The sequence below is a fragment of the Litoribrevibacter euphylliae genome, from assembly GCF_042646085.1.
GTDB lineage: Bacteria > Pseudomonadota > Gammaproteobacteria > Pseudomonadales > Litoribrevibacteraceae > Litoribrevibacter > Litoribrevibacter euphylliae.
The window spans coordinates 68,599-93,475 of the sequence record NZ_JBHRSZ010000002.1; the positions used below are offsets into that span (position 1 = coordinate 68,599).

A 24,877-nucleotide genomic window follows, 5' to 3' on the forward strand; every position below is an offset into this window, starting at 1 on the left:
AGAAAAGAGAAAACACAAAGTAAAGGTAAGCACAGAAATTAAGACGGTTTTTTGACTAACTCATCTTAAAGACAAACAACACTCCAGAACTCATCAAAAAACCGTCACAAAACCTTAAAAAATGCCTCGATCCCTTACGTCACATCGGCTTCTGCGTTTCATTTCTTATCTTGTCATAATAATTTAACATTCCTGCAATAAGTTCTGCCCCAGTTCGAGCGATAACTGAGTTATTCGTTAGTCGTATGCTGTAGCTAATCAGACTGAGGGTCCAATGAACATAAAAACTCTGACCATCTTTAACACCAGTTGTCTTGCTGCAATCGCTATCGGATTAGCCAGTTTGACGCACTTCGGCTTAGACAGCATCGACAGCCGATTTGAAGAAAACAAAGCCTTTAATCAAATCATCAGTAACTATCGAATCCATGTGCGTTCTGTTGTCTCTCGCTATTTAAGAAGTGGTGATGCCCTGCTCTTATCAGAAGCCGAAGAAACACTGTCGGATGCGATCAGTCAAACGCAGCAATATAAAGACAGCCATGAAGGAACACCTCAGCTGGATGAAGTGTTATTAAGCTCAGATAACCTGCTTAACTTGCTCAAGACCGATGTTCGTGCTGCCGGAAAGATGTCAGGTAATATCGAACTGTTGTTGGATCAAAACGAACGAGAAATTGCCAGCAGCCTCGACAGCCTAAAAGACTTGGCAGAAGACAGCCGAGTAAACCTAGACTCCACTGCTGACTCAGACCTTTCCAACCAGTGGGCCTCCTATACGGCTGAAGCTCAATATGAGTTAGTTAATCTGAGCTTATTACGCCGAAATTACTTTAATGCGCCAACAGATGCAGCCTTCACCGCGATCAACGCCAAGCTCGATGAAATTACGAAGCTCGTTATGCAATTGAATGCTCTTAATCTGTTACCGAATCAAAGTTTCGAATCTGAAGATGATTTTGACTTTTTCGCTGAAGAAGAGGAAGACGAAGAAAACAAAAGCGAAGACATAAGAAACGAACTGGGTTACCTGATTAAGCGTTATCCGGATGAGTTATCTCGAACGCGCAACCAGCAAAAAAGCATTCAAAACACAATGAATCAGGTAAATCACTACCTGGATGAAATTGATAGTCAACTTACTGATATTGCTCAAACTAACCAAGGTTTTCTATCTGATGAGCTAAGGCAGTATGAAATGCGCATGCTCATACTGATCGGCTTCATCATTGTGATTGCGCTGTTAGTCGATCAAATTCAACGACGCGTAGGCGGACGAATTCAAGAGATTACCCCTTACTTTAGCCGATACTCACGCGGCGATTTCACACAAGAGTTTAATGTTTCGGCCATCACCTCCGAACTTCAAAGCCTGATTCGTTCCGGCGGAAGATTACGTGAGTACATGATTGAACTCTTAACTTCGATGCGCAATCAGGCTCACTCCCTGACAAATTTAAGCAACAACATTAGCCATACGTCTGAAAGTATTCATCACCACAGTCAGCAACAACTAGAAGAAGCCACCAGCATTCACGCATCTATGACAGACGTGAATCAAACCTTCCAGCAAGTCGCACAAAATGCGGCCCATGCCGCAGAAGCGACTGTCGAAGCTAATGCTTCCGTGGAACAAGGCCAACAACAATTTAAGGCCATTGAAAGCAATATTGAAGAAATGCTTGCAGGCGTGAATCAAGCCGCTTCAACCATTGAAGATCTCAAACATCAAACTGGTGACATTAATCAGGTACTCACGGTTATCGAGAGCATTGCCGAACAAACCAACTTATTAGCGTTGAATGCAGCCATTGAAGCTGCACGCGCGGGCGAACATGGCCGAGGCTTCTCGGTTGTAGCCGATGAGGTTCGTCAATTATCAGTGCGTACCTCTGAATCGACGCAGGAAATTAAGAACATTATTTCCAACTTACAATCCGTCGCGGCTCAGTCAGTCACTCTTATGCATCAGCAAGTTGGAAAAGCCGAGCAATCACAACAGAGCGCAAGCACGGCGTCCATGGCACTTGCAGACATCGCAAACTCAGTATTGAAGATTAAAGATGTAAACATCAACATTGCATCCACAACCGAAGAACAAGCCGCTATTGTCGACAACATCAACCACAACATTGGTAAGATTCGCAGTTTATCAGAAGAAACCGCAGAATCGATTTCTACCACCTTAACCCAATCCAAAGAACTCAATGGGATTTCTGAAGGCATTCAGGAATCCATGAAACGTTTCCATATTTAAGGAACCTCTGAACACACTAATTCCCCAGAGATACAGAACAAAGTTTCCCATCTCTGGGCTATGTCAGTATGTGGCTGACTCCATCGCTTCTGACTATTCTCAATAGAATCTAAATAATTTCTTTATTAGAAAGATCATGTGTGTTGGGGATCACAATGGATACCAGTAATCATTATGAAATCAGTACTTTGTTTGCACAGCTCGGGCTGGATTCGGACAAAGAAAGCATTAATCAGTTTCTTCAGAATCATCATATCTCAGGCAGCATCCGCTTGGATGAGGCGCCTTTCTGGACTTCATCCCAAGCGGCTTTTTTGCGTGAAGCCATCGAAGATGATTCTGACTGGGCCGAGGCCGTTGATAACCTGGACAGCAAGCTTCGTCACTAGCGGTTGAAAGCTCTAATCCTACGCACTTTAACCCTCAAAAAGCCGAGTTCTGAAAATGAACGTCGGCTTTTTTATTGATTGGAATTTAAAGAATCTCAGAATAAGATCATTCTGACGTAAAAGACGATACTAACTACAATAAAAATCATCTAACCAAGACAAGCAGGCCACTCCCGACATGAAAGCATCTGTTATCCAAATGGTAAGTAAAGCAAACACTGAGGAAAACTTAACCGAAGCTTCAGCGCTTTTACGACAAGCCAAAGCTGACGGCGCCGAGTTAGCGGTCTTACCGGAGATGTTTGCTCACTTTGGGGAGAAAGATGCGTATCAATTTGCCACTGAGCAGGTGCAGCCAGATGGCCCTATTCGAACCTGGTTACGCAGCATTTGCCAAGAACTCCGGCTTTGGGTCGTTGCCGGAACGTTACCTTTGGTCGACAACGAAGTTCAATCTAAACCCACAGCAACTGCCCTGATTGTCGATGCCGATGGCAATGAGTATGCTCGCTACGACAAGATCCACTTATTCGATGTTGATGTAAACGATCAGCAAGGCGCTTATCGAGAGTCTGATTTCTATGAAGCAGGTGGACGCACTTGTGTCACAGCGAGCCCTTTGGGTGCTTTAGGGATTGCCATCTGTTATGACCTGCGCTTCCCGGAATTGTTTCGCAACTTAATTCAGCGAGGCGCTAAAGTGATCGCCATTCCATCGGCTTTCACTTACCAAACAGGGTCAGCCCATTGGTTACCTTTACTGCAAGCCAGAGCAATTGAAAACCAATGTTTTATTCTTGCGGCAAATCAAGGTGGGCAGCACTCACCCAAGCGCAACACCTGGGGGCATAGCTGCATTATTGACCCTTGGGGTAAAGTGTTAGGCCAATTGAACCAAGGTTCCGGCGTATTAACACTGGATCTCATGCTTGAAGAAACAGATTCCGTTCGTTCAAGCATTCCCTGCCTGCAACACAGAATGAACTGGCTCTAATCTTCCTGAAGGTGTACTTGGAGCTGTTGCTTGATGGCCTCAGGAATGGGTGCCGCGGAGTTGGTTTGATAGTCGAAGTGTATCATTGCTGCATGGCCTCTGGCGCAGCACACTCCCTCTTGCCACACCTCTTGTGTCACTTTCATAGAAGAATTACCGATTTTGGATAACCAGGTTTTAACCTCAACCTCATGACGAAATTCCAACTGTGCTAAGAAATCCACCTCGATTCTCGCAATGATCAGATTCCAATCTTCGGGCTTCATGGTGGGAACAAAGAATTCAAACAATGGTTCTCTGCCCTGCTCAAACCACATCGGTACCACAGTATTGTTGATATGACCTAGTGCATCTGTCTCACAAAATCTTGGCTTTATCTTTAATGTATACACGTCTTTTGTTTCCTTATTAACTACGGACTACTCAGAGATTCCCTCGGAACCTTTGCGAGATTATCATTCTACTGATATGTTAGGATTCCATGTTGGGAAGCGCCTAAGGTATGTCAGGTATGACAAAGCATCTCGTTTTGGTTGGTGGTGGTCACTCGCACGCACTCTTACTAAAAAAACTGGTTCGCGCACCAATTCGGGATTTAGAGGTCACGCTTATCTCTCCCGGTCGCTTCGCCCCTTATTCAGGCATGCTCCCTGGCTTTATCTCAGGCCATTATGATTTTCAGGACATTCATATCGACTTAATCAAACTGGCACAATGCAGTCGGTGTCAATTCATTGAGTCCAGAGCTAACGCGTTAAATCCTAAAAAACAACAACTGCTGCTCGAAAATGATCAATGGATTTCTTACGATCTACTTTCGTTTGATACTGGTGCAACGCCAGATCTCAGTGTACCAGGTTCCGCTGAATACACGATTCCGGTCAAACCCATTGAGCAATTCCATAGTCGATGGACAAAGCTACTCAAGGATATTCAGGAATCTAACCCTTCCAGCCCTTTTACACTCTCTATCATAGGCTCAGGAGCTGCCGGTATTGAATTGGCTCTGGCCATTGATTACAAGTTAAAACGCGACATAGAGCGCCCGGTGTCCATTCAGTTATTAAGTCGAACTAAGGATATCCTTACAGGCTACCCTACACGCCTTCAACGTTATATTCACAAACGATTTGCCGAAGCAGGTATTCGTATTCTTCAAGACTGTGATGTCTCACGCGTCACCGCAACGCAATTATTCACAAAAGATGGCGAAATTATCGACTCTTCCGCGCACCTCTGGTGTACGCAAGTAACAGGGGCTGAATGGCTTACGGATACACAGCTCTCGCTGTCACAAGCAGGCTTCATTGAAGTTCGCCCGACGCTGCAAACACTGTCCTACGATAGCATTTTTGCTGTTGGCGATGTTGCCCACCTCATTCATCAACCACTGCCGAAAGCTGGTGTCTATGCCGTTCGCATGGCGGACACACTTTACACTAATTTAAAAGCAGTTAGCGAAAACACCACCTTAAGTGACTATCAACCCCAGCAAGACTTTCTCAGCCTGTTAGCCTGCGGCGATAGAACAGCGGTTGGCTGCAAGCACGGCTTAACGATTAAGGGTCGATGGGTTTGGCGTATGAAAGACAAGATTGACCGCGATTTTATGAACCAGTTTAAAGCGCTTTAGGCTGACAAATTCAATAAATCGTCTGGTTGATCGATGTCTTGCAGTAACCCGGAATCGTCTAAACGAACAGTAATCACTGAAGATTGATGATGTTGGATAACATCTCGTCCACCCTTGTCCTCATCGAGCACAACCAACTCATCGAAAAACTCACGACCAAAAACCACAGGGTTTCCACGCTTGGCTTCACCTGACGCTAACTCAACTTCCGGTATCACAATGGCATTGGGGAGTGAACGAGCTAATAACGCTTGATAACTTTCCGGCTGAATAAAGGGCATGTCGCCAAGCGCAATCATAGCGCCATCCCAAGCGTCCGAAATGTCCTTGATACCTGTAGCTAATGACAAACCGATGCCTTGGCTGGCTTTTGTATTCAGCACATAACTGACATCGCTGGCGATCAAAAAATCAATCAAATCATTCTGAGCTGCATCGGCAACTACGATCAATTGATCTGTAACTTGTCGGATGCTCTCGATTGTCCACCCCAACATCGGCTGTGGATCTCGCTGAGAATCCATTTTTAACGGATACATCAGCTTCTGACTACCAAAGCGACGTGATTGGCCCGCAGCCAACAAGACAACACCAATGTTTTTCATGATTTTTCCCTTAACCATATCCACTGCGATCTGAAACCAGAGTTTAGTCATTAACTATGAAAATAGGGCGACATATTTTTTACGGCCGCCCTATTTCCAAAGTGATGTTAGAGACTAACTGTATCCAGCTTAGTTCCCAGTTACGGTTAATAATTTCTAGGCTATTTCCAAGGGTAACGTCCTGAGCCGCTGCCCTGTAGCACTGAATAACGCATCAGCCAATGCGGGTGCCAACGGTGGAACACCTGGCTCCCCAACACCCGTTGGTGCGTCTGCACTTGAAATAACGTCAACCTCTATCTCTGGCGTTTCGTTCATCCTAAGAATCTGATAATCATGAAAATTACTTTGTTTAATTCGACCGTTTTCGATATCGATTCGGCCATACTTTGCAGCCGTTAACGCAAAGATGATCCCACTTTCCATTTGCTCAGTGACAATTTCAGGGTTAACCACCATGCCACAATCGACAACACAATAGACCTTCTCAACCTGATATTGAGAGCCTTGAACTTTAACTTCTGCAACTTGCGCAACCCAGCTACCAAAGCTCTTGTGTACTGCCAACCCGCGATGAATACCTGCACTTGGCGTGTTTTTCCAGCCAGACAGCTCAACCACTCGATCCAACACCTTTAATGCTTTTGGCTCATTCTTAAGTAAGTTTCTTCGGAACTGATACGGGTCTTGGCCAGCCTCATGAGCCAGCTCATTCATAAAGCTTTCAACTATAAAAGCATTTTGGGAATGACCTACTGAACGCCAATAGCTCACTGGCACACCCGCATCCGCATGAGTATAACGGATATCAATATTCGGCAGCTGATAAGGATACGACTCAGCCCCTTCAAACGGAGAGTGATCTTCAGGTGCTAACACACCCTCACCGGCTAAGCCTGTCTCCGCCAATGTGTTGTACATGAACTTTGGAGCCCAAGGGAACTGGGCTGGTGCAGCATCCCAAACATACCAACTCAAGATTTTTGGACAGACGATCTGATGTTGCCAGCCCGTCAGCTCGCCTTGATCAGACAACACCGCGGCTAATCGATGGAACGACGCCGGACGGTAAATATCATGTTGAGTGTCTTCTTCTCGCGTCCACACTAGTTTGACGGGCAAGCCTGTTTTTGTAGAAATCTCAGCAGCCTCGGCCACAAAGTCTTGAGTCAAGCGTCGTCCAAAGCCGCCACCAATGAAGGTGGTATGGATATGAACTTGATCCAAGGACAAGTCAGTGACTTTTGCAACAGCAACCTGCGCAACATCGGGTGCTTGGGTTGGCGCCCAGATATCACAACGATCTTCAGTTACTCTCGCCACGCAGTTTTGAGGTTCCATCGTGGCATGTGCTAAAAACGGGGCTTCAAACTCGGCAACCACACTGCGTCCTTGGCCAGACTGCGTTAGCGCGTTAAAGTCGCCTTCATCACGACGACTATCGCCTTCATCCTGATCTGCGGCTTCTCGATACTGTCTAAACACGCCTTCAGTTGAAAGGTTAGCATTAGCCCCTTCATCCCAAACAATGTCCAGCAACTCCTTCGCTTTCTTTGCTCGCCAATAACTGTCGGCAACCACAGCAATGCCCGATTCTATTTGAACCACATCTTTAACACCCGGCTGTTGTTTGGCTTTCGTTGCATCAAACGACGTCACACCACCGCCAATCACCGGACAACGGGCGACTGAAGCGAACGCCATTCCTTCAACCTGAGTGTCGATACCAAAGTTTGCTTGGCCTGTCGACTTCAGCGGTGAATCCAGTCGTTTTGAGGTCTTACCTATGTACTTAAACTGACTCGGATCTTTGAGTGGAATGTCCCAAGGCAAAGACTCTTTTACAGCTAGGGAGAGAAGCTTTTCATAAGCAATCTGCTTGTTGCTGCCAGTTAGAATAACTTGACCTTTATTCGTGTCACATTGGCTTATATCTACCTTCCAGATACGCGCAGCGGCTTTTTTCATCAAATAACGTACCGACGCGCCAGTCTCACGAATGGGCTGCCAACTGCTGGAAATGCTGTTGCTTCCACCGGTAAGTTGAAGACCGTAATCCGGGTTACGATATTCCGTCGCCGCTGGCGCAAAAACAACGCGAATGGATTCTGGGTCAACATCCATCTCTTCGGCCAAAAGCGTGGTAATCCCAGTGTAAGTGCCCTGTCCCATTTCAACACGATCTAAGGTAAATTCGACCTGGCCATCATTAAACATCTTAAGCCAAGCATCGGCTTTCCAACTCAAAACACCGGATTCAGGGTCTTGAACCAGTTTGTTGGTACAACCACTCAAATAACCCGCAAGCAACAAACCGCCACCAGATAAGGCAGAGACTTTCATAAAATCTCGTCGGGACAGACCTTTCTTCGAAGTGTTCATAGACTTATCACTCATGACTGAACCTCCGTTGCCAGGTCATAATTAAGAGATTCAGACTTAGTATCAGAAGCAAGTCCGGTACTTTGCATCTTCTCGGCAGCTAGGGAGATCGCTTTTCGAATCTTAGGGTAGGTACCGCAGCGGCAGATATTACCCGACATAAAACTCTTAATATCCTCGTCCGAAGGCATTGGATTCATTGCTAACAACGCAGTGGCCGACATGATTTGACCGGATTGGCAATAACCGCATTGAGGTACGCTTTCCTCAATCCAAGCTTCCTGAACAGGATGAAGGCGGGATTCAGAACCGATCCCTTCGATGGTTGTAATTTTTTGGTCTGCAATGGCGGTAACAGGCATGGAACAGGACCGAATTGCATTGCCATTCATGTGAACAGTACAAGCGCCACACAAGCCTAACCCACACCCGAATTTTGTTCCTGTGTATCCTAAAGTATCTCGCAACACCCACAGTAAAGGCGTATCCGGTTCAATATCTACTTCTACCATCGAACCATTCAGTTCAAATCTAATCACGTATTTTCCCTCTGATTTCCCATTAATTCCGGTCGTGGCGGAGCCAATAACACCACGTAAAACATGAGTCATTATTCTTATTTTGAGGTAGAGTTTATGCTCTAATGAAGCAGAAAGGAAATGAATAAATTTAACACCGGGGCGAAAACAATTGATTCAAGGTTTCGGGGAATCTCTGAATTAGTGACGAGTATCCATTAATTACATCACATCCCTGGCTTTAGAGGTTTTATGAGCATACATGGCTTGATCAGCTTGGCGAAGAATAACATCCATGTTTACACCGTCTTTAGGAACAACTGCGGCACCAATTGAAACCCTCGGCTTGATGATGTGTCCCATTACGTTTACAGGCCGCTCTATATCCATCGCCAAACGCTGTTTAAAGCGTTCAAGTTCTATTTCAGACATGCTGTTAGGAATGATAGATATAAATTCATCACCACCGTAACGACCTATTAATTCATCCTTTCGGAAACACCGCCTGAACCGTTCTCCAAGAACATGAAGAACTTCATCTCCGATCTTGTGACCATGTAAATCATTAATAAGTTTAAAATCATCAAGATCAATAAACAGCAAGGTAAACTCAATACCACTACGATGGTAGTTTGCCTCAAAGCGCTCAATACCTTCATCAACAGCACGTCGATTCGGTAACCCAGTCAAGGCATCCACTCGTGCCAAATCGTTCAATTGATCGGTGGTTCTTTTCATCAAGGTTATATCGTGACTGGAAACCACTACAGCAATTACCTGTTCCTCTTGGTTTAATTCTTTGGAGAAAATAGGATGGTAGCGGACTTCCATAAAGCGCTTACTGGTATACCCAGGAAATTTGAAATCCTGGCGATAAACAACCTCCTCTCCAGAAAAACACTCATCTAACTTTGGCTTAATAATTGAGGCAAACACCTCATCACCAAATACTTCACTGACACTCTTGCCTATAATGTTTTCGCGTGTCGTAGCAAAAGCACGTTCGTAAGCACTATTGACTTGACGATAACAGTAATCCCGCCCAAGAATGGATAAGTGATCTTTAACGCTGTCGAAGATGGTTAGTAGCGCAGTAACGGTATCATTATCAAGAAGGCTTCCTCCTAATTTATTATTAGGTGTGTCATGAAAGCTCACAGTATCTACCTACTCTCTGATTCTATGGAGTGACACTTCAAGTGTAGATCATTTTTTAACCAGAAATAGAATTCCTGACAGAGAGTATGGTAGCTATAAGAAAGAGAAAACAGGAAGGTAAAAACAGATATACATAAAAACTATATTTTCTGACCTAGTAACACTTTTACGGCTCTTTGCATGAAGGATCGAATGCCATCAATCGTAGTTTCTGGTGCGTACACCATCATGGCTACAGTATGGGCACTGCCCATGAAGATCATCGCCAATTCACGTGCAGTTAAATCAACAGAAATTTCACCAGAATCAATGCCCTTTTGAATGGATCGGGCAATTTGATTTACAACTCGGTTATGCAAAACCAAATAGCGCGGCCAAACATCATCTCGTAACGATGAAGTCCACTCCAACCAGACCTTAATATACTCTGGATGCTTTACGGCTTTATCAACAAATTGATCTCCATGAGTCATTAACGCATCCACCGCACCAAAATCTGAATGATGGGCCATATTTGCCACTTCAAGATAAAAACGCTCGACTTCAGCCAACACAGCATCCACCAAGTCTTCACGGGTTCGAAAATAGTTAAATACAGTAGGTACAGAAACATTAGCTAGTTCAGCAACATCGGCATGAACGGCTCTGCCAATACCTTTGTTTGCAAATGCTGTCACAGCACACTTTAATAACTGCGCTTGACGGGTTTCCGGGCTTAGACGAGTACGTTTTGATTTTAACTCTTCGACATCCATAGTAAATCCACGGCCTTTAATTTCTTATCTCTAGATAAAAGCAATATATCAAAGGCTTTTTGAATCGCCTTGTCCTTCATTCACATTCTGTTACACAAATCACACTAAAGACATTTTTTTGACACTTATATGACCATTTAATCAAACAATGCCTCTTGATTAATTACCAAGTAGTTGACACATCAACTAAATTAGCAACAATGAGAGGCTCATAAATATAAGAGAGAGGATGTTCCATGGAGTTTCTTGACGTATTGAATCAGCGCAGAAGTATTCGATCTTTTGCAGATAAAGAAGTCCCAACAGAGCTTCTTGAAACCCTTTTAAAAGAAGCCCTGGAATCACCATCCAGCTCAAACACTCAACCCTATAAAATTGCCGTTGCCACTGGGGGCAGTTGCAAAGCATTAGGACAAGAACTGGTCTCCAAATACCATTCCGCCAATAAAATCAGCAAGCAGCCTCTGCCTTTAAAACTCATTTCAGCTGCCACCAGCAAGGATCTACCTGACAGTGACTTTAAACCCATTTTAGGTAAGTACCCTCCTGTTTTTCAGGAGCGTCGAGTCGCTACGGGAATGGGGTTATATGAAGTGCTTGGCATTGAACGTAATGATCGCAAGTCACGTGATGAACAGATGGCAAAGAACTTCGAGTTCTTTAATGCGCCTGTGGCCATGTTCTTTTTCATCCACCCAGGAATGAAACACACCGCTCTAGTGGATCTTGGCATTTTTATGCAGTCACTTATGCTGGCCGCCACCAATAAAGGCCTGGGAACCTGTGCTCAAGGAGCACTGGGAATGTGGCGCTCACCAGTCGAGAAACGTTTCGAGATTCCTAAAGGGTACAAACTTGTTTGTGGATTAGCCCTGGGCTACCCGGATGATCATCAGGTTAACGAATACCGTCCTGAAAAGATCTCTCTGGACGAGTTACTCATCACTGAAAAATAGCTGACATGTATACGGCTGGTGTTAAGGAAGCGCTGAACAATTCCACTATGCCAGTCGAACCTATTCTGTGATTCCCTGTCATAAAATTCAATTAATCTCAGGCTTCAGGTTCACAGTGTTCAACCAGAAGCTTATGATCTACCTCTTTCATTCTCGATAGCCACCTCTTGGAGTCTTAAATGCGCGAAGAAGTACAGGATTACTACGGCAAAACCCTTCAAAGCAGTGACGACCTTAAAACCGACGCTTGTTGCACTGATACCAACATGCCACGGTTTGTGAAACAAGCATTAGCAAACGTCCATGATGAAGTTCTTACTCGCTATTACGGCTGTGGTTTGGTTGCGCCTGAAAAATTAGAAGGTGCACGTATTCTTGATCTAGGTAGCGGCTCCGGTCGTGACTGCTATGTTTTAGCGCAATTAGTTGGAGAGAATGGCTATGTCGTCGGTGTCGACATGACCGAGGAACAGTTAGACGTTGCCAACCGCCATATAGACTTTCATGCAGACAAGTTTGGGTTCTCTGCTTCCAATGTGGAATTCCGCAAAGGTTATTTGGAAAGCCTGGACGAGCTTGGACTCGAAGAAAACAGCTTTGACATCATTGTTTCCAATTGCGTGATTAACTTGTGTCAGGATAAAGAAGCCGTCCTCAAGCAGGCTTACAAACTGCTTAAGCCAGGCGGCGAAATCTACTTCTCCGATGTTTATTCCGACCGTCGAGTACCTAAAGAGCTAATCAACGACCCTATCCTTTACGGAGAATGTTTGAGTGGTGCCTTGTACTGGAATGACTTCCAAAACCTCGCCAAAACATGTGGTTTCTTAGACCCTCGATTGGTAGAGGATCGTCCGCTTGGCATCAACAACGAGGTGATTAAAGAGAAACTGGGCAACATCCAATTCTTCTCTGCAACCTACCGTTTATTCAAGCTGGATGAGCTAGAACCAGCCTGTGAAGATTACGGACAGGCGGTAATCTATAAAGGCAACATGCCAAATCTTCCTGAAGCCTTCATCTTGGATAAGCATCACTTCATTGAAGCAGGAAAAGTATTCCCAGTGTGTGGAAATACCTGGCGTATGTTGCACGACACACGCTTTAAAGAGCACTTTGAATTTATCGGTAACTGGGACAAACACTACGGCATCTTCGATGGCTGTGGAACATCACTGCCTTACGACACCGAATCTACGACCGCAAGTGAATCCGGTGGTGGTTGCTGTTAGTCAATAGCAGGATTAAGAGCACTCACTAAAAGGGGCTGCATCAACCTCAATGCAGCCCTTCTTCCCTCAACAGTCATGCACTCATCTCTTACGGCATGATGCCATCAAATACTCTTCATCAACGCTTGTTCTATTCTCACCAATAGCAGACATTCCGGTTACTGGCTCATCATACCCACACAACCATGAAATGGGGCTTGTAGGGCTGCCATTTACTGTAGCTGGTCGGAAAGATAGCACTTTGCCTTGAAGCGGTTTCGCGACTTTGTTTCCTAGGGTCACATGTATCGCCCCGTCCTTCACTTCTACCCCAGTGATTCGGTTCGCAATCAATTTGTCTGGGGCAGGAACACCCGCTTGCTGATTGTTTTTCGGAAATTCCAGCCTCTCAACATAATACGCCGTTATGTCTTCCCTAATGTTTGCTGCCATTCCTAAGGCTTCTGTAACTTCACTTCGATGAATGTAAGTGTGATATTGAGGCATCGCCACGGATGCAAGAATACCTATGATGGCAACAACAACCATCAATTCAATTAAGGTAAAACCATGACTCTTCTTCACGAGACATCCCCCATTACAAATAAAGGTGTGTAAGCGCTGACAATGAATTCAAATATGGTGAATACAATTAAAATCGCCACTACAACATAAATACGACGCATATAAGACTCACAATAAGCAATCAGATTCGACAAGTGTTCCCTCATCAAAAGCGACAGGCTCTGGGATACATCAGCGGTAGACATACCGTCAGACTGATAATATTCAATTACCTGATCATTGATGCCATCCTTCACATTCTTGCCAATGAACAATGGCAAGTGCATCAATGAGATTAATTTTTCATACTCTTCCCGCATTCTTTTAGGCAATAGAAAACGGTACACCCAAGAGGATTCCATATCCCTGTCATAATCAAACATATCTTTGATGGTTTTACTGATCAAAAACGCACCGATCAGAATCAAAATAATCACCACTGAAATGATCGCCCAGTTATTCACAAACCACATAAAACGTGCCGGAGTAGGAATATCCATCACTTCAAACATGGCTAAGTTTTGAGGGATCACATAGGTCAAATATATTCCCGATAAAATAAGGTACATGAGGGTTAGAAATCCAATATAGACGCCCACCCGCCGTATACGACTGGGTTTATGGGTTAACACGGACACGTCTAACCCCTTGTATAGATCGAGTGCTTGCTTAGCGCCTTCGTGCGTAAGGTCATCGTTCTTACATGAAGCAATGATCGAAGACGCCAACCCACCAGCCTTGAGTTCAGGCCCAAACTGCGTAGCAATGTCCAGGCTCTCAGCTTGGGCAAATGCAGACTTCACGTCTTCACCCTTTCCGAGCCGTCGGGATGTTTCATTGCAATAAAAATTAAAGCGACTCCAGCTCATAAATACCCTGTACTGTTCTTTGCCAACAAACTTAAAACCGATATTCCAAAATACATCGGCTCGGCTGAAATGATGAGAAATTAAAAATAACAGTAGTAGGTTTTTAGGATACGCTCCACAGATAGCCTGTTGCTATTGCAAACAACTCATTACCCAATTAATGACAAAGTACTAAATAAGAAACTCTTCTCTTTCGTTTTGAGAAATAAGTCAAATTTATACCTTAATCTTTGAAATTATCATTTCCCTTAATTTCTGATTCGAATAGCCTTGCCATACGAAATAATATGGAAATTAAGGACTTCAAATGAAGGGAATGTTCAAACACGCCTCACTCTTAACTTCAGCAATCATAATGTCTACTACCCTTGCTGGCTGCAGTGACTCAGACTCGAAATCTTCTCCTGGTGACGAACAGTCACCGGAATTTACAATTTCGGGTACTGCCAAAGACTTTTACTCAGGCGAAGCCATTGATAACGCGACCGTCAGTGTTGCGGGTGTGGTGAATGGTGAAACTGTCGACTTAGGCGAAGTGACCACAGGAGAAAGCGGTCAATTTACCCTTTCACACAATGCTGTTCCTACTCGTCTAATTGTTTCGGGTGAAGGTGGTGGCTACGGTGAATACTCACTGATCATTAATAATAGCGAACAAGACGACGCCATTAATTCCGTCGACTTATTATTACAAGGCGCTCTAGTAGAAGCCGAATTTGATGCAAGCCAAGACTACGACATTGAAGTCGGAAACACAGCGATCGTATCCATTTCTTCAAATAGCTTAGTCAATGCTGATGGTACTGCTCCAGAAGGTAATGTCTCCACAAGTCTTACCGTAATCGATCCGAGTTCAGATCCATCGCTGATGCCGGGCAACTACCAAACCATAAATGACGAAGGTGACATCAATCTGATTGAATCTTTTGGTGCGATCAGTGCGACGTTTAAAGACCAAAATGGTAACGACCTAAACCTTGCAGAAGGTCAAACAGCTACCATACGTATCCCTCTAGCAGACGGTATTGATCCAAACACAGCTGACGCCACTATTCCCCTGTTCTACTTTGATGAGACCACAGGTTACTGGATTGAAGAAGGTACAGCAGATCTGACCCAACTTGATAACAACAGCTATGTTTATCAAGGCACAGTAAGTCATTTCACCGTATGGAACGCCGACAAAATTTACGAAACCATCAACATCATTGGGTGTGTTGTAGACCACGAAGGACAGCGCCTGCCAAATGTCACGGTCACATCTCAAGGTCGTGATTACATTGGTAGCGCAACCAGTTTCAGTGATGACGAAGGGATTTTTACACTACCGGCGCGCCAATCTTCCGAAGTTCTTATTAGCGCACGAAGCAATACCATCAGTAATACGGAGGAAGTAGATACAGGCATTACCGATCTGAACATCACCGAGACGTGTTTGATTCTTTCTCCTGACGCAGTCAACATCACGCTGACCTGGGGCGAAAACCCAAGCGATCTGGATTCTCACTTATATGGCCCAGCTAACGCCGAAAACACAGAACAATTCCATGTGTATTATGAAAGACAAAAACAAACAGTAGGCGGCGTACCTATTGATCTTGATGTAGATGATACCAATAGCTTTGGTCCTGAAGTGATCAGTATTCCAAGATTCCCATTCCCAGGTACCTATCAATATTATGTAAATCTATTTACCGGTGAAGGAAGCATTCTGGAATCCCCTGCACGTGTTCTAATTAAAACTGGCGATCAAGAAATCATTTATTCACCAACAAACACTACCGGCGGTGCCACTGATAATTGGTCCGTGTTTAATATTGAAGTAGATGAAAACCTGACGCCAACAATTGTCGAAGTTCAGGAATACGTTGCTGCACTCCCTCAAGACCCAGGAGCGGTTGAAGACGACGATGATGGCTTAGCTGAAGCGCAAGCGGTAGGCACTTCAAAAACGAAAAACTACACCCCATCGATCATCCGTCGATTAAAATAAGCTTCATCGTTTTTCTACCACCCTTCCAGTGAAAACCAGATCGTTAATTCGATCTGGTTTTCACTTCATAGGGCAGTTTGCCCACATCCTAATCCAAGAAAAGAAACTGAATAGGCAGTAACACGGCAAATGAATCTTTCTAAATCTGAGTAAGCTATTCTGAGCCAGAAGAAACAAGGCAAATATAGAGCTTTAGAGCGGAGTTTAGTTTTCCTAAATGAGCATCTAAAGCTCTATACTTAACGCAGTTAATTCTGCTCAGAAAGCTTACCCCTCTTAGGCGGCGCGCTCTTCAAGAACATACGTATGCAACCCATTAATATGAATACTGCCAATATACTCCTTCCACTCAAAGCACTTGGCACTGACCATATACTCTTCCTGATCATTCACTGAAAAGCGCCGCCACAATTGCTTCAATTGGGAGTTATCAAAACGATACTGAGGAGCTGTATAAAAGGCGTAAATCTTGGCAAGTTCTCTCGAAACCGCCACTTTATCAGTCAACTTACGGCGCAGTTTGGGCTGGAAGATTCCGCGACAAAAAGCCGCGACCTGAAGCCCTCTCATAAAGCTTTGAAAGGCAAAACTACTGACGGTCTTAAATTTAGCCGCCGGTTTGGCTTTAAAGAGCTTTGGATAATTGAGATAGTTTTGATGAGATTCTTCCATCACCAAATTAATGAAGTCACGCAGCTGAATTGGATTATCTCTGCCACTGCAACACTGATAGATACGATAATTATTTGGATTAGCCAACTGTTCTGCAGCCGAAAGAATAATGCTGTTTGCCACTAAATCAGCAGGAATCACATCCAGAATGCCGTTATCATCACCAGGGAAAAAGCTAAGTTTGCCTCGAGCAAATGCAAAGATAAGCGCATCAGCCACCTTAATACCTTCCAGCCAACCCGCAACAGGATCACATACCGTGCTCTCAATGATGGAAGGGCGAACAATGGTTAAACCAGAACCCTTGAGTTGCTGAATCAGCAATTGTTCACCCATCCACTTGGTGAACGTATAAGTATCATTCCAACCGTTCTTACGCGCTTCTTTAACGCCAAGTTGAATCTTGGCGGCTTCGGCTTCCTCTTTAGAAGAGGAAGAGATGTTAATCTTTTGACATTCCGTCATATATCGCTCGATCAAAGGTCGAACGTGATAGCTACCGTCTTCAAACCCTGAAATCTCATCATTCTTGGGCGGGTAAACATGTTCATCGATATCACCCGTGTTATGGCCATTCACATAACACGTCGAGACTTGAACCATAGGCACACCATTACCGGCATTGATCAAATCTACTAGGTGTTCAACGGACAAGGTATTAATACGGATGGCATTATCCAGCGCCTCACGAAAGTTCACACTCGCTGCGCAATTAATGACAAGATCAATGTCATTAGCTAACGCTTGAAAATCTGAAGCGATCATTCCTAGCCCAGGTCTGGTCAGTTCGCCTTCTACCACAGAAATTTTACTTTCAACGAACTCATCAAACACAGGCCCCATATCCTGTTTTAGACGATCAAAGACCGAGCTTGATAAGACTTCATTTTTTACACGCTCTTTTACCGACTTGTAACGAGCATTTGAACGAGCTAAAAGAGTAATCTGGTAGACATCAGGTACTTTTCTGAGTAGTTTTTCTAGGACAACTTTGCCAAGAAAACCCGTAGTACCTGTAATTAAGATATGTTTACCGGCAAGTTCAGACTGTACCGACAAAAACGCCGAAGGGCTCATGTCGTAACTCCTTATTATTGTTATTAGACGACACTAATTTAATTTTATTAACACACAATATACCTCAAGGTCAGGAAGAGCAAACCCCATGGAACGGTTAAGTTTTGTAGGAAAACGTAAATTTTCAAACGAGTTGGCATTTAGAGTAATTGCTCTTTTCACACTCACTTTTAGTGTCGTGTTTTTACAAGGATGCGAACAAATAGGTTATTACGGCCAGGCAGTACAAGGGCACATAGATATTATGTTCAGCCAGGAATCGATTGATAATTTGATTGATGATCCCAAAACCGACCCAAAATTAAAAAAGCGCCTGAATGAAGTGGTTTCAGCATTGGAGTTTGCCGAACATGAACTTTCAATACCCCAAGCTCAAACCAACTATCGCTCATTTGTTCAGCTTGACCGTCAGTATCCTGTATGGAGTGTTGTTGCCGCTCCTGATGATTCTTTAACGCCCAGGCAATGGTGTTACCCATTCGTAGGCTGCGCGTCTTATCGTGGTTATTACAGCGAGCAAGCGGCTCTGGCTTATGCTCGAGCAATTGCCGACGAAGGAAACATGGATACCCATGTCGGCGGCGCAGACGCTTACTCAACGCTTGGCTGGTTTGACGACCCGGTTCTTTCAACCTTCTTCAGGCGTGATGAGATAGGCTTACATGCTCTAATCTTTCATGAACTTGCTCATCAGGTTTTGTATTTAAAAGGCGACAGCACCTTTAATGAAAGCTTCGCTTCCGCTGTTGAAGAGTCAGGGGTTGAGCTTTGGTTAAAAGATCGTCCGGAACTGATTACGAAATTTCAGGCCCGTCGAGAACGCTCTAAAGGCTTTACTCAATTACTTCGTGCAACACGTACTAAGTTAGACAGCGTCTATCAATCCGACCTATCAAGAAATGAAAAGCTGGAACAAAAAGAGCAGATACTCTCTGAACTCACAGAAAACTATAAGCAATTAAAACACACCCAATGGCAAGACTATGCAGGTTATGACCGTTGGTTTGAAAAACCTGTAAATAATGCACGTTTGGCGCTGGTCAGCACCTATAACCGTTGGGTTCCCGCGTTCAAAGAATGGATTCAACAATGCAACTACGATTTCCCGACGTTTTATGAGGAAGTTAGGAAACTGTCCGAACAAGAAAAAGAAGAACGGGAACGCGTCTTGAATTTGTTTACGTCCCAATCGAGCCGCTCAAATCAGACGGATACGACTAGTCAGACGGATACCCTTCAGTCTCCAAAAGCTTCTGATACAACGGATGCTCAACCACTTCCTTGTAAATATTCGCCGAATAATTGATCGGAGAATGATCCGACAAACGTTTTGGCGGGTCAGTCCAAGCCCTCTCGTGCATCTCGGCACGAGAATCCCCCATTCGGACTCGTCGATCATATTCTATGAACTCGTCATCCGGATTGACATATTTGTTTCCAGAATACGAAAAGTAATGCAGCTCACCCACATGACGAAAACGAAACGGCGAAGTTGAAGGCGGAAGCCAACACACCATGTCGGAGTGATTCACCACACGATAAACCGGTGTACCTAACAGACTGGACGCAAAGCCACTGTCCCCTACTCTGGGGGCACCAAACACATACAAGGCTTTTGGTGAATAATCAGCAGCAGCCAGGGTTGCTAACGCACCTCCTAAACTGTGCCCAGCAAAGAAAATCGGCATGCGCCGAATACGCCGCAAGCGATGTCGAATGGGTTCCCAGATACTGATCAGAGCTTCCAAAAAACCTTGATGAACCAAGCCACCACCAAACCAGGGAGCCAGGCTGGTTTTGAAGTTGTACATCCAATTGGTCGGTTCAGACGAACCTCTGAAAATCAGCACCGCCCAATGAGGTTTCGTTGCCGATACCAGCAAAGACGCCTGCATGCCTCGCTCTTCTACAAAGTACATTTCCCTGAGATTAATCATCTCTAACTCAGGGTGAACCATGCTGGCACTAAACGCAGAGCGATACTGATCACGATCATGACGATAGATCCACCGCGACAGTTCGCTCATCCACAGAGCATTCACCGGGTCATACGAGGTTTTATTGGGGTCAAAGTCCCAACGATGAAAGTTAGGAAAATAATGAGAACTAATATCCGGTCTTAGCAGCGATTGCCACGAATGATCAAACTTCACACACAATCCATCTTCAAATCAAACTCGCCTCTAACTCAACTCATAAATAATAGTATCAGCGAAACTTATGCGCTTTATAAGCTATACATTAACCGCCAAATATGGCGTTTTTCTTAAGAAGCCTCTGAATAAGTACTAGGGAACCTCTGAACAAGTCCCTCTCTGCTCAGGCCTATAAGAGAAATGTCTATTTGAGGCGCGGTTTTGAAGGCATAACGGGTTACGTCAAAAAGCCGCAACAAAAAAGAGACATTTCTCTTAAGGCCCCGAAGGGCGGGGCTTTAAAAACGTTATAACATCGTTGAACTTCTTGAAAAGGTCTAGACATTCTCTACGAAGCTCGCCTTGTTCTAACATTTTTCTAGCGCCCGCTGAGCTAGAGCGGACTTGTTCAGAGGTTCCCTAGAGCCATTGAAATGCTGATTTCAGTTTTTTATGCTGAAACAAAACATTGTCGACAATATTTTAATTTTAGTTCTATCATCCTCATAAATTGTCACATTTAAATACCCATTGTTGACAATAAACCTATCTTGTCTACAATCCGCTCATCTTTTAGAAAGTTTTTCAATAAAATTCTTACACCAAATTGAAGGTCGCAGGAACAAAATCGACCGTCTATGATTTCTATCTATAAGAAAGAACTCATAGCAAATTCAACTGATGAGGGTTATGAATCGTGTTAGAAGCTTATCGCGCACACGTCGCAGAACGTGCTGAACAAGGCGTTCCACCAAAGCCGCTCAACGCAGAGCAAACGGCTGGTCTAGTAGAACTACTAAAAAACCCGCCTGCGGGTGAAGAAGCCATCTTGGTTGATCTTCTTGAAAACCGTATTCCACCAGGTGTTGATGAAGCAGCTTATGTTAAAGCGGCTTTCCTGACTGCTATTACCAAAGGCGAAACCGAATCTCCGCTTGTATCTAAAGAAAAAGCAGTTCAACTACTGGGCATGATGCAAGGTGGTTACAATATCGCTACCTTGGTTGAACTTCTTGACGATGCAAACCTTGCTGAACTGGCAGGTGAGCAACTTAAGAATACCCTTTTGATGTTCGATTCGTTCAATGACGTTAAAGAAAAAATGGACGCGGGCAACCCAGTCGCCAAGGCGGTGATTGAGTCTTGGGCAAACGCTGAGTGGTTCACCAAGAAAAACAAAGTGGCTGAAAGCATCAAAATGTCTGTGTTTAAGGTAACGGGTGAAACCAACACCGATGACCTTTCTCCGGCACCTGATGCATGGTCTCGCCCAGACATCCCTGTTCACGCACGCGCAGCTTACAAAATGACGCGTGACGGTTTAACGCCTGAAGAGCACGGCGTCACTGGCCCGATGGCTCAAATCGAAGAGATCAAAGCGAAAGGCCTTCCTGTTGCTTTCGTTGGTGACGTAGTAGGTACGGGTTCTTCTCGTAAGTCTGCAACGAACTCTGTGCTTTGGTTCTTCGGTGACGACATCCCTGGTGTACCTAACAAACGTACGGGTGGTGTGTGTATCGGCTCTAAAGTGGCACCTATCTTCTTCAACACCATGGAAGACGCTGGCGCACTCGTATTCGAAGCACCAGTAGACAAAATGAACATGGGTGACGTGATCGAGATCTTCCCTTACGAAGGTAAAATCACTAACCAGAACGGCGAAGTAATCTCTGAATTCAAATTCAAATCAGACGTGATTCTGGATGAAGTTCAAGCCGGTGGTCGTATCCCTCTCATCATTGGTCGCGGTTTGACAGAGAAAGCACGTCAAGCGCTAGGCTTAGGCCCTTCAGACGCATTCCGTAAGCCAGTTGATCCAGAAGCAGGCACTAAAGGCTTCACCCTTGCTCAGAAAATGGTGGGTAAAGCATGTGGTGTTGAGGGTGTTCGCCCTGGCCAATACTGTGAGCCTAAGATGACTACGGTAGGATCACAGGACACGACCGGCCCTATGACGCGTGACGAGCTGAAAGACCTTGCCTGTCTTGGTTTCTCTGCAGATCTTGTTATGCAGTCTTTCTGTCACACAGCTGCGTATCCTAAGCCAGTTGACGTTGAGATGCAGCACACCATGCCAGACTTCATCCAAACTCGTGGCGGTGTCGCACTTCGCCCTGGTGACGGTGTCATCCACTCCTGGTTGAACCGCATGCTACTTCCAGACACCGTTGGTACAGGTGGTGACTCTCATACACGTTTCCCAATGGGTATTTCTTTCCCTGCTGGCTCTGGTCTGGTTGCGTTCGCAGCGGCAACGGGGGTTATGCCACTGGACATGCCTGAATCTGTATTAGTTCGCTTCAAAGGTGAAATGCAGCCAGGCATTACTCTACGTGACCTTGTACATGCAATTCCTTACTACGGCATCAAGCAAGGTCTGTTGACGGTAGAAAAAGCCGGTAAGATCAACGAATTCTCTGGTCGCGTACTGGAAATTGAAGGCCTTGATAACCTGACGGTTGAGCAAGCGTTTGAATTGTCTGACGCATCTGCAGAACGTTCTGCAGCGGGCTGTACGATTAAGCTTTCTGAAGACGCCGTTAAAGAATATCTGCAATCTAACATTGTCATGCTGCGCTGGATGATCGCGGAAGGTTACGGCGACCCACGCTCTCTTGAGCGTCGTGCTCAAGCGATGGAAGCTTGGTTGGCTAACCCAGAACTGATGGAAGCGGACGCTGACGCCGAATACGCACACGTAATCGAAATTGATTTGGCAGACATCAAAGAGCCAATCGTATGCTGCCCGAACGACCCGGATGACGCTAAGTTACTTTCTGAAGTGGCTGGCGACACCGTAGACGAAGTATTCATCGGCTCTTGTATGACCAACATCGGTCACTTCCGTGCCGCTGGTCAACTTCTATCTCAACACAAAGGCGGTCTTAAAACTCGTTTCTGGATGACGCCTCCAACCAAGATGGACGCGGTTCAGTTGATGGAAGAAGGTTACTACAACACTTTCGGCACCTCGGGTGTTCGTACTGAAGTTCCGGGTTGTTCACTGTGTATGGGTAACCAGGCTCGTGTTGCTCCTAACACCACGGTACTGTCGACCTCTACTCGTAACTTCCCTAACCGTCTGGGTGATGGCGCAAACGTTTACCTAACGTCTGCGGAACTGGCGTCTGTTGGTGCAATCCTTGGTAAGCTGCCTACTCCGGCTGAATACTTCGAATACGCCAAGTCGCTAGAATCCAAGTCTGACGAAGTATACAACTACCTGAACTTCGACCAGATGGAAGCGTATACATCAAAAGCTGAAACGGCTTCTGTTGAGCTTTGACATATCTGAATTGATAAGTGTCAGGGTTGATTAATACCATAAATAAAAACCGCCATGCGAACGCTGGCGGTTTTTTTGGGCTTCTGATTTAAGAATTGATTGGCTTTAGAACAGTAGCCAATTGGAGTGGCAGGATGATCAATATCCCGCTTCTTTTTGATGTCGTACGGCAATAATCGTCGCGGTTTCACCATTAAAGCGATATATCACGATATAGCCACTACTTCCGAAATCGATAAACCATTCACGAAATTCCGGCTCCATATCTTCAACTGGCCGTCCGACCTCTGGCTGATGCGACAGTATTTTTACACCAGCTCTGATCTCTTTGATCGCTCGGCGAGCAGCAGCTTTATCTTTTGGAGCGAGGAAACGATATAGCCGCTGAACATCCTCTAGAGCTGACGGCGACCAAATCAAACGTGGCACTTAGGCAGCTCCGCATCCTCACCACTTTCAAGCTTAGCCAACCAATCGTCTGCTTCTTCCATCGTCAAATGAAGTCCATTTTGTTGATAAGACTCCCAAGCATGTAATGCATCTTGTTTTAAAGCTTCTCGTTTTTCTTCGCGTTCAACATAATCACGGATTGCTTCACGCATAATCCAATGTGCAGAACGGTTTCGCGCTTCAGCCAAGTTCTGAACTCGACTCTTCAAGTTGTCGTCAAGTTTTACTGATGTCGCCATTGACTTCGCCTCATGAATAAAAGGTAGTACCTTTGAATACTCTAACACAAGTTGAACCAATGATCGCTCAAATTATGAGCACTTAATTAGTCATCCAAGTAGTTTTTCAGGGGATACACTGACTTCATTATTTTCAAAACAAATCCTGTTGTGGGCTAACCAGGCTCACTGTATCACCAATTTTGATTTCACCCGTTTTAATCACCTTACAGCACAGGCCACCATGCCCCATCATCGCGGCTATCCCGCCCTTACCTAGCGCAGCTTCAATGCGTTGGCACGGATGACATAAAGCACCCGCTTCAAATACAGCATCACCAATCTGAAATTGCTGATATCGCAAGGCCGATAGATTGATGTTCTTCACCACCAAATTGCGCCTTAAGGTGTTCGGATACACTGGCTTTCCTCCCAAATAGTGGGAGATCATGTCTATGTATTCCTGACTTATGAGGGTGACCTGTCGACCAGAACCCGGCATCTTCTTAAGCCTGTGATCTCCTTCAAGACCCAAATCTTTATGAGCCATTACCGAAGTCAATTCGTGCATAACGGCTTTGCGTTCAGGGCGCACGCCAATCCATGTAAGTTCACCTGGAGGCAGGGATTTAATAAACCGGGAAAAGAGGCGATGTTGGCTGTTCATGTCGGGACGTATTTAAAATTTTTTGAAGGCGCTTTATATACTGATCAGTATAGGAAACAGATGACAACCAACAGAAATAAATTGGCGC

The 24,877-nt window shown here is 44.9% G+C and carries 22 protein-coding genes; 9 read left to right on the top strand and 13 right to left on the bottom strand.

Annotated elements, in window-relative coordinates:
* Positions 1-274: 274 nt before the first annotated feature.
* The 3 genes from ACFOEK_RS02070 to ACFOEK_RS02080 all read left to right on the top strand — a co-directional run bounded on the left by ACFOEK_RS02070 (position 275) and on the right by ACFOEK_RS02080 (position 3,640).
* Complete coding sequence (locus tag ACFOEK_RS02070) at positions 275-2,257, top strand: methyl-accepting chemotaxis protein (protein ID WP_386715444.1); 1,983 nt, start codon at positions 275-277, stop codon at positions 2,255-2,257.
* Between the two features lie 155 nt (positions 2,258-2,412).
* On the top strand, positions 2,413-2,646 hold the full coding sequence (locus tag ACFOEK_RS02075) for a DUF2789 domain-containing protein (RefSeq protein ID WP_386715447.1): 234 nt from the start codon (positions 2,413-2,415) through the stop codon (positions 2,644-2,646).
* A 178-nt stretch (positions 2,647-2,824) separates the two neighbouring features.
* Positions 2,825-3,640, top strand: a complete 816-nt coding sequence (locus ACFOEK_RS02080) for a carbon-nitrogen hydrolase family protein (RefSeq protein ID WP_386715450.1) — start codon at positions 2,825-2,827, stop codon at positions 3,638-3,640.
* On the opposite strand, the gene ACFOEK_RS02085 is transcribed toward ACFOEK_RS02080, so the two are convergent.
* On the bottom strand, positions 3,637-4,032 hold the full coding sequence (locus ACFOEK_RS02085) for an acyl-CoA thioesterase (protein WP_386715453.1): 396 nt from the start codon (positions 4,030-4,032) through the stop codon (positions 3,637-3,639). The genes ACFOEK_RS02080 and ACFOEK_RS02085 overlap by 4 nt on opposite strands.
* A gap of 119 nt (positions 4,033-4,151) precedes the next feature.
* Between ACFOEK_RS02085 and ACFOEK_RS02090 the strand changes: the two genes are divergently transcribed.
* Positions 4,152-5,273 (top strand): FAD-dependent oxidoreductase, encoded by a 1,122-nt coding sequence (locus ACFOEK_RS02090; RefSeq protein ID WP_386715456.1) that lies wholly within the window; start codon positions 4,152-4,154, stop codon positions 5,271-5,273.
* Here the strand turns inward: ACFOEK_RS02090 and ACFOEK_RS02095 are convergent.
* The 5 genes from ACFOEK_RS02095 to ACFOEK_RS02115 form a co-directional block, all read right to left on the bottom strand.
* A complete protein-coding gene (locus ACFOEK_RS02095) occupies positions 5,270-5,878 on the bottom strand; it encodes a nucleotidyltransferase family protein (protein WP_386715459.1) in 609 nt (202 codons plus the stop codon). The two genes, ACFOEK_RS02090 and ACFOEK_RS02095, sit on opposite strands and share 4 nt — an antisense overlap.
* A 156-nt stretch (positions 5,879-6,034) precedes the next feature.
* A complete protein-coding gene (locus ACFOEK_RS02100; RefSeq protein WP_386715462.1) occupies positions 6,035-8,275 on the bottom strand; it encodes a xanthine dehydrogenase family protein molybdopterin-binding subunit in 2,241 nt (746 codons plus the stop codon).
* Positions 8,272-8,799 (bottom strand): (2Fe-2S)-binding protein, encoded by a 528-nt coding sequence (locus ACFOEK_RS02105; protein ID WP_386715465.1) that lies wholly within the window; start codon positions 8,797-8,799, stop codon positions 8,272-8,274. Before ACFOEK_RS02105 ends, ACFOEK_RS02100 begins: the two co-directional genes overlap by 4 nt.
* 201 nt (positions 8,800-9,000) lie before the next feature.
* Positions 9,001-9,936 (bottom strand): diguanylate cyclase domain-containing protein, encoded by a 936-nt coding sequence (locus tag ACFOEK_RS02110; RefSeq protein WP_386715468.1) that lies wholly within the window; start codon positions 9,934-9,936, stop codon positions 9,001-9,003.
* 140 nt (positions 9,937-10,076) lie between these two features.
* The gene (locus ACFOEK_RS02115) at positions 10,077-10,691 is read right to left on the bottom strand and encodes a TetR/AcrR family transcriptional regulator (RefSeq protein ID WP_386715471.1); all 615 of its coding nucleotides are present in this window, start codon (positions 10,689-10,691) and stop codon (positions 10,077-10,079) included.
* Positions 10,692-10,927: 236 nt separating this feature from the next.
* Between ACFOEK_RS02115 and ACFOEK_RS02120 the strand changes: the two genes are divergently transcribed.
* Both ACFOEK_RS02120 and ACFOEK_RS02125 read left to right on the top strand, forming a co-directional pair.
* Positions 10,928-11,647: a nitroreductase gene (locus tag ACFOEK_RS02120; RefSeq protein WP_386715474.1), complete on the top strand. Its 720-nt coding sequence runs from the start codon at positions 10,928-10,930 to the stop codon at positions 11,645-11,647.
* A gap of 179 nt (positions 11,648-11,826) precedes the next feature.
* A complete protein-coding gene (locus tag ACFOEK_RS02125) occupies positions 11,827-12,879 on the top strand; it encodes a methyltransferase domain-containing protein (protein ID WP_386715477.1) in 1,053 nt (350 codons plus the stop codon).
* Positions 12,880-12,960: 81 nt separating this feature from the next.
* Here the strand turns inward: ACFOEK_RS02125 and ACFOEK_RS02130 are convergent, their stop codons facing one another.
* Together ACFOEK_RS02130 and ACFOEK_RS02135 are read right to left on the bottom strand one after the other, a co-directional pair.
* Positions 12,961-13,443 carry a pilin gene (locus tag ACFOEK_RS02130; RefSeq protein WP_386715480.1) on the bottom strand — a complete coding sequence of 161 codons (483 nt, stop codon included), beginning with the start codon at positions 13,441-13,443 and terminating at the stop codon, positions 12,961-12,963.
* Entirely contained in the window at positions 13,440-14,225 is a 786-nt protein-coding gene (locus ACFOEK_RS02135) for a hypothetical protein (protein ID WP_386715483.1), read from the bottom strand. The genes ACFOEK_RS02130 and ACFOEK_RS02135 overlap by 4 nt, the downstream gene beginning before the upstream one ends.
* 421 nt (positions 14,226-14,646) lie before the next feature.
* On the opposite strand from ACFOEK_RS02135, the gene ACFOEK_RS02140 reads away from it, so the two are divergent.
* On the top strand, positions 14,647-16,284 hold the full coding sequence (locus ACFOEK_RS02140; RefSeq protein ID WP_386715485.1) for a hypothetical protein: 1,638 nt from the start codon (positions 14,647-14,649) through the stop codon (positions 16,282-16,284).
* 276 nt (positions 16,285-16,560) lie between these two features.
* Here the strand turns inward: ACFOEK_RS02140 and ACFOEK_RS02145 are convergent, their stop codons facing one another.
* Complete coding sequence (locus ACFOEK_RS02145) at positions 16,561-18,033, bottom strand: SDR family oxidoreductase (protein WP_386715488.1); 1,473 nt, start codon at positions 18,031-18,033, stop codon at positions 16,561-16,563.
* Positions 18,034-18,121: 88 nt separating this feature from the next.
* Here ACFOEK_RS02145 and ACFOEK_RS02150 point away from each other — a divergent pair, with 88 nt between their 5' ends.
* Positions 18,122-19,339 carry an aminopeptidase gene (locus ACFOEK_RS02150; RefSeq protein ID WP_386715492.1) on the top strand — a complete coding sequence of 406 codons (1,218 nt, stop codon included), beginning with the start codon at positions 18,122-18,124 and terminating at the stop codon, positions 19,337-19,339.
* Here the strand turns inward: ACFOEK_RS02150 and ACFOEK_RS02155 are convergent.
* A complete protein-coding gene (locus tag ACFOEK_RS02155; protein WP_386715495.1) occupies positions 19,251-20,186 on the bottom strand; it encodes a lipase family protein in 936 nt (311 codons plus the stop codon). The two genes, ACFOEK_RS02150 and ACFOEK_RS02155, sit on opposite strands and share 89 nt — an antisense overlap.
* A gap of 679 nt (positions 20,187-20,865) precedes the next feature.
* On the opposite strand from ACFOEK_RS02155, the gene acnB reads away from it, so the two are divergent.
* A complete protein-coding gene (gene acnB, locus ACFOEK_RS02160) occupies positions 20,866-23,454 on the top strand; it encodes a bifunctional aconitate hydratase 2/2-methylisocitrate dehydratase (protein ID WP_386715498.1) in 2,589 nt (862 codons plus the stop codon).
* Positions 23,455-23,592: 138 nt separating this feature from the next.
* Here the strand turns inward: acnB and ACFOEK_RS02165 are convergent, their stop codons facing one another.
* The 3 genes from ACFOEK_RS02165 to ACFOEK_RS02175 form a co-directional block, all read right to left on the bottom strand.
* Entirely contained in the window at positions 23,593-23,883 is a 291-nt protein-coding gene (locus ACFOEK_RS02165; protein WP_386715501.1) for a type II toxin-antitoxin system RelE/ParE family toxin, read from the bottom strand.
* Positions 23,871-24,143 carry a CopG family ribbon-helix-helix protein gene (locus ACFOEK_RS02170; RefSeq protein WP_386715504.1) on the bottom strand — a complete coding sequence of 91 codons (273 nt, stop codon included), beginning with the start codon at positions 24,141-24,143 and terminating at the stop codon, positions 23,871-23,873. Before ACFOEK_RS02170 ends, ACFOEK_RS02165 begins: the two co-directional genes overlap by 13 nt.
* Positions 24,144-24,276: 133 nt before the next feature.
* Positions 24,277-24,789, bottom strand: a complete 513-nt coding sequence (locus ACFOEK_RS02175) for an MOSC domain-containing protein (RefSeq protein ID WP_386715507.1) — start codon at positions 24,787-24,789, stop codon at positions 24,277-24,279.
* Positions 24,790-24,877: the final 88 nt, after the last annotated feature.

What these genes read in the sequence shown, in the direction of transcription:
- ACFOEK_RS02070 (WP_386715444.1), top strand. Translation starts at nt 275, where the DNA reads ATGAACATAAAAACTCTGACCATCTTTAACACCAGTTGTCTTGCTGCA.
- ACFOEK_RS02075 (WP_386715447.1), top strand. Translation starts at nt 2,413, where the DNA reads ATGGATACCAGTAATCATTATGAAATCAGTACTTTGTTTGCACAGCTC.
- ACFOEK_RS02080 (WP_386715450.1), top strand. Translation starts at nt 2,825, where the DNA reads ATGAAAGCATCTGTTATCCAAATGGTAAGTAAAGCAAACACTGAGGAA.
- ACFOEK_RS02090 (WP_386715456.1), top strand. Translation starts at nt 4,152, where the DNA reads ATGACAAAGCATCTCGTTTTGGTTGGTGGTGGTCACTCGCACGCACTC.
- ACFOEK_RS02095 (WP_386715459.1), bottom strand. Translation starts at nt 5,878, where the DNA reads ATGAAAAACATTGGTGTTGTCTTGTTGGCTGCGGGCCAATCACGTCGC.
- ACFOEK_RS02100 (WP_386715462.1), bottom strand. Translation starts at nt 8,275, where the DNA reads ATGAGTGATAAGTCTATGAACACTTCGAAGAAAGGTCTGTCCCGACGA.
- ACFOEK_RS02115 (WP_386715471.1), bottom strand. Translation starts at nt 10,691, where the DNA reads ATGGATGTCGAAGAGTTAAAATCAAAACGTACTCGTCTAAGCCCGGAA.
- ACFOEK_RS02120 (WP_386715474.1), top strand. Translation starts at nt 10,928, where the DNA reads ATGGAGTTTCTTGACGTATTGAATCAGCGCAGAAGTATTCGATCTTTT.
- ACFOEK_RS02125 (WP_386715477.1), top strand. Translation starts at nt 11,827, where the DNA reads ATGCGCGAAGAAGTACAGGATTACTACGGCAAAACCCTTCAAAGCAGT.
- ACFOEK_RS02140 (WP_386715485.1), top strand. Translation starts at nt 14,647, where the DNA reads ATGTCTACTACCCTTGCTGGCTGCAGTGACTCAGACTCGAAATCTTCT.
- ACFOEK_RS02145 (WP_386715488.1), bottom strand. Translation starts at nt 18,033, where the DNA reads ATGAGCCCTTCGGCGTTTTTGTCGGTACAGTCTGAACTTGCCGGTAAA.
- ACFOEK_RS02150 (WP_386715492.1), top strand. Translation starts at nt 18,122, where the DNA reads ATGGAACGGTTAAGTTTTGTAGGAAAACGTAAATTTTCAAACGAGTTG.
- ACFOEK_RS02170 (WP_386715504.1), bottom strand. Translation starts at nt 24,143, where the DNA reads ATGGCGACATCAGTAAAACTTGACGACAACTTGAAGAGTCGAGTTCAG.
- ACFOEK_RS02175 (WP_386715507.1), bottom strand. Translation starts at nt 24,789, where the DNA reads ATGAACAGCCAACATCGCCTCTTTTCCCGGTTTATTAAATCCCTGCCT.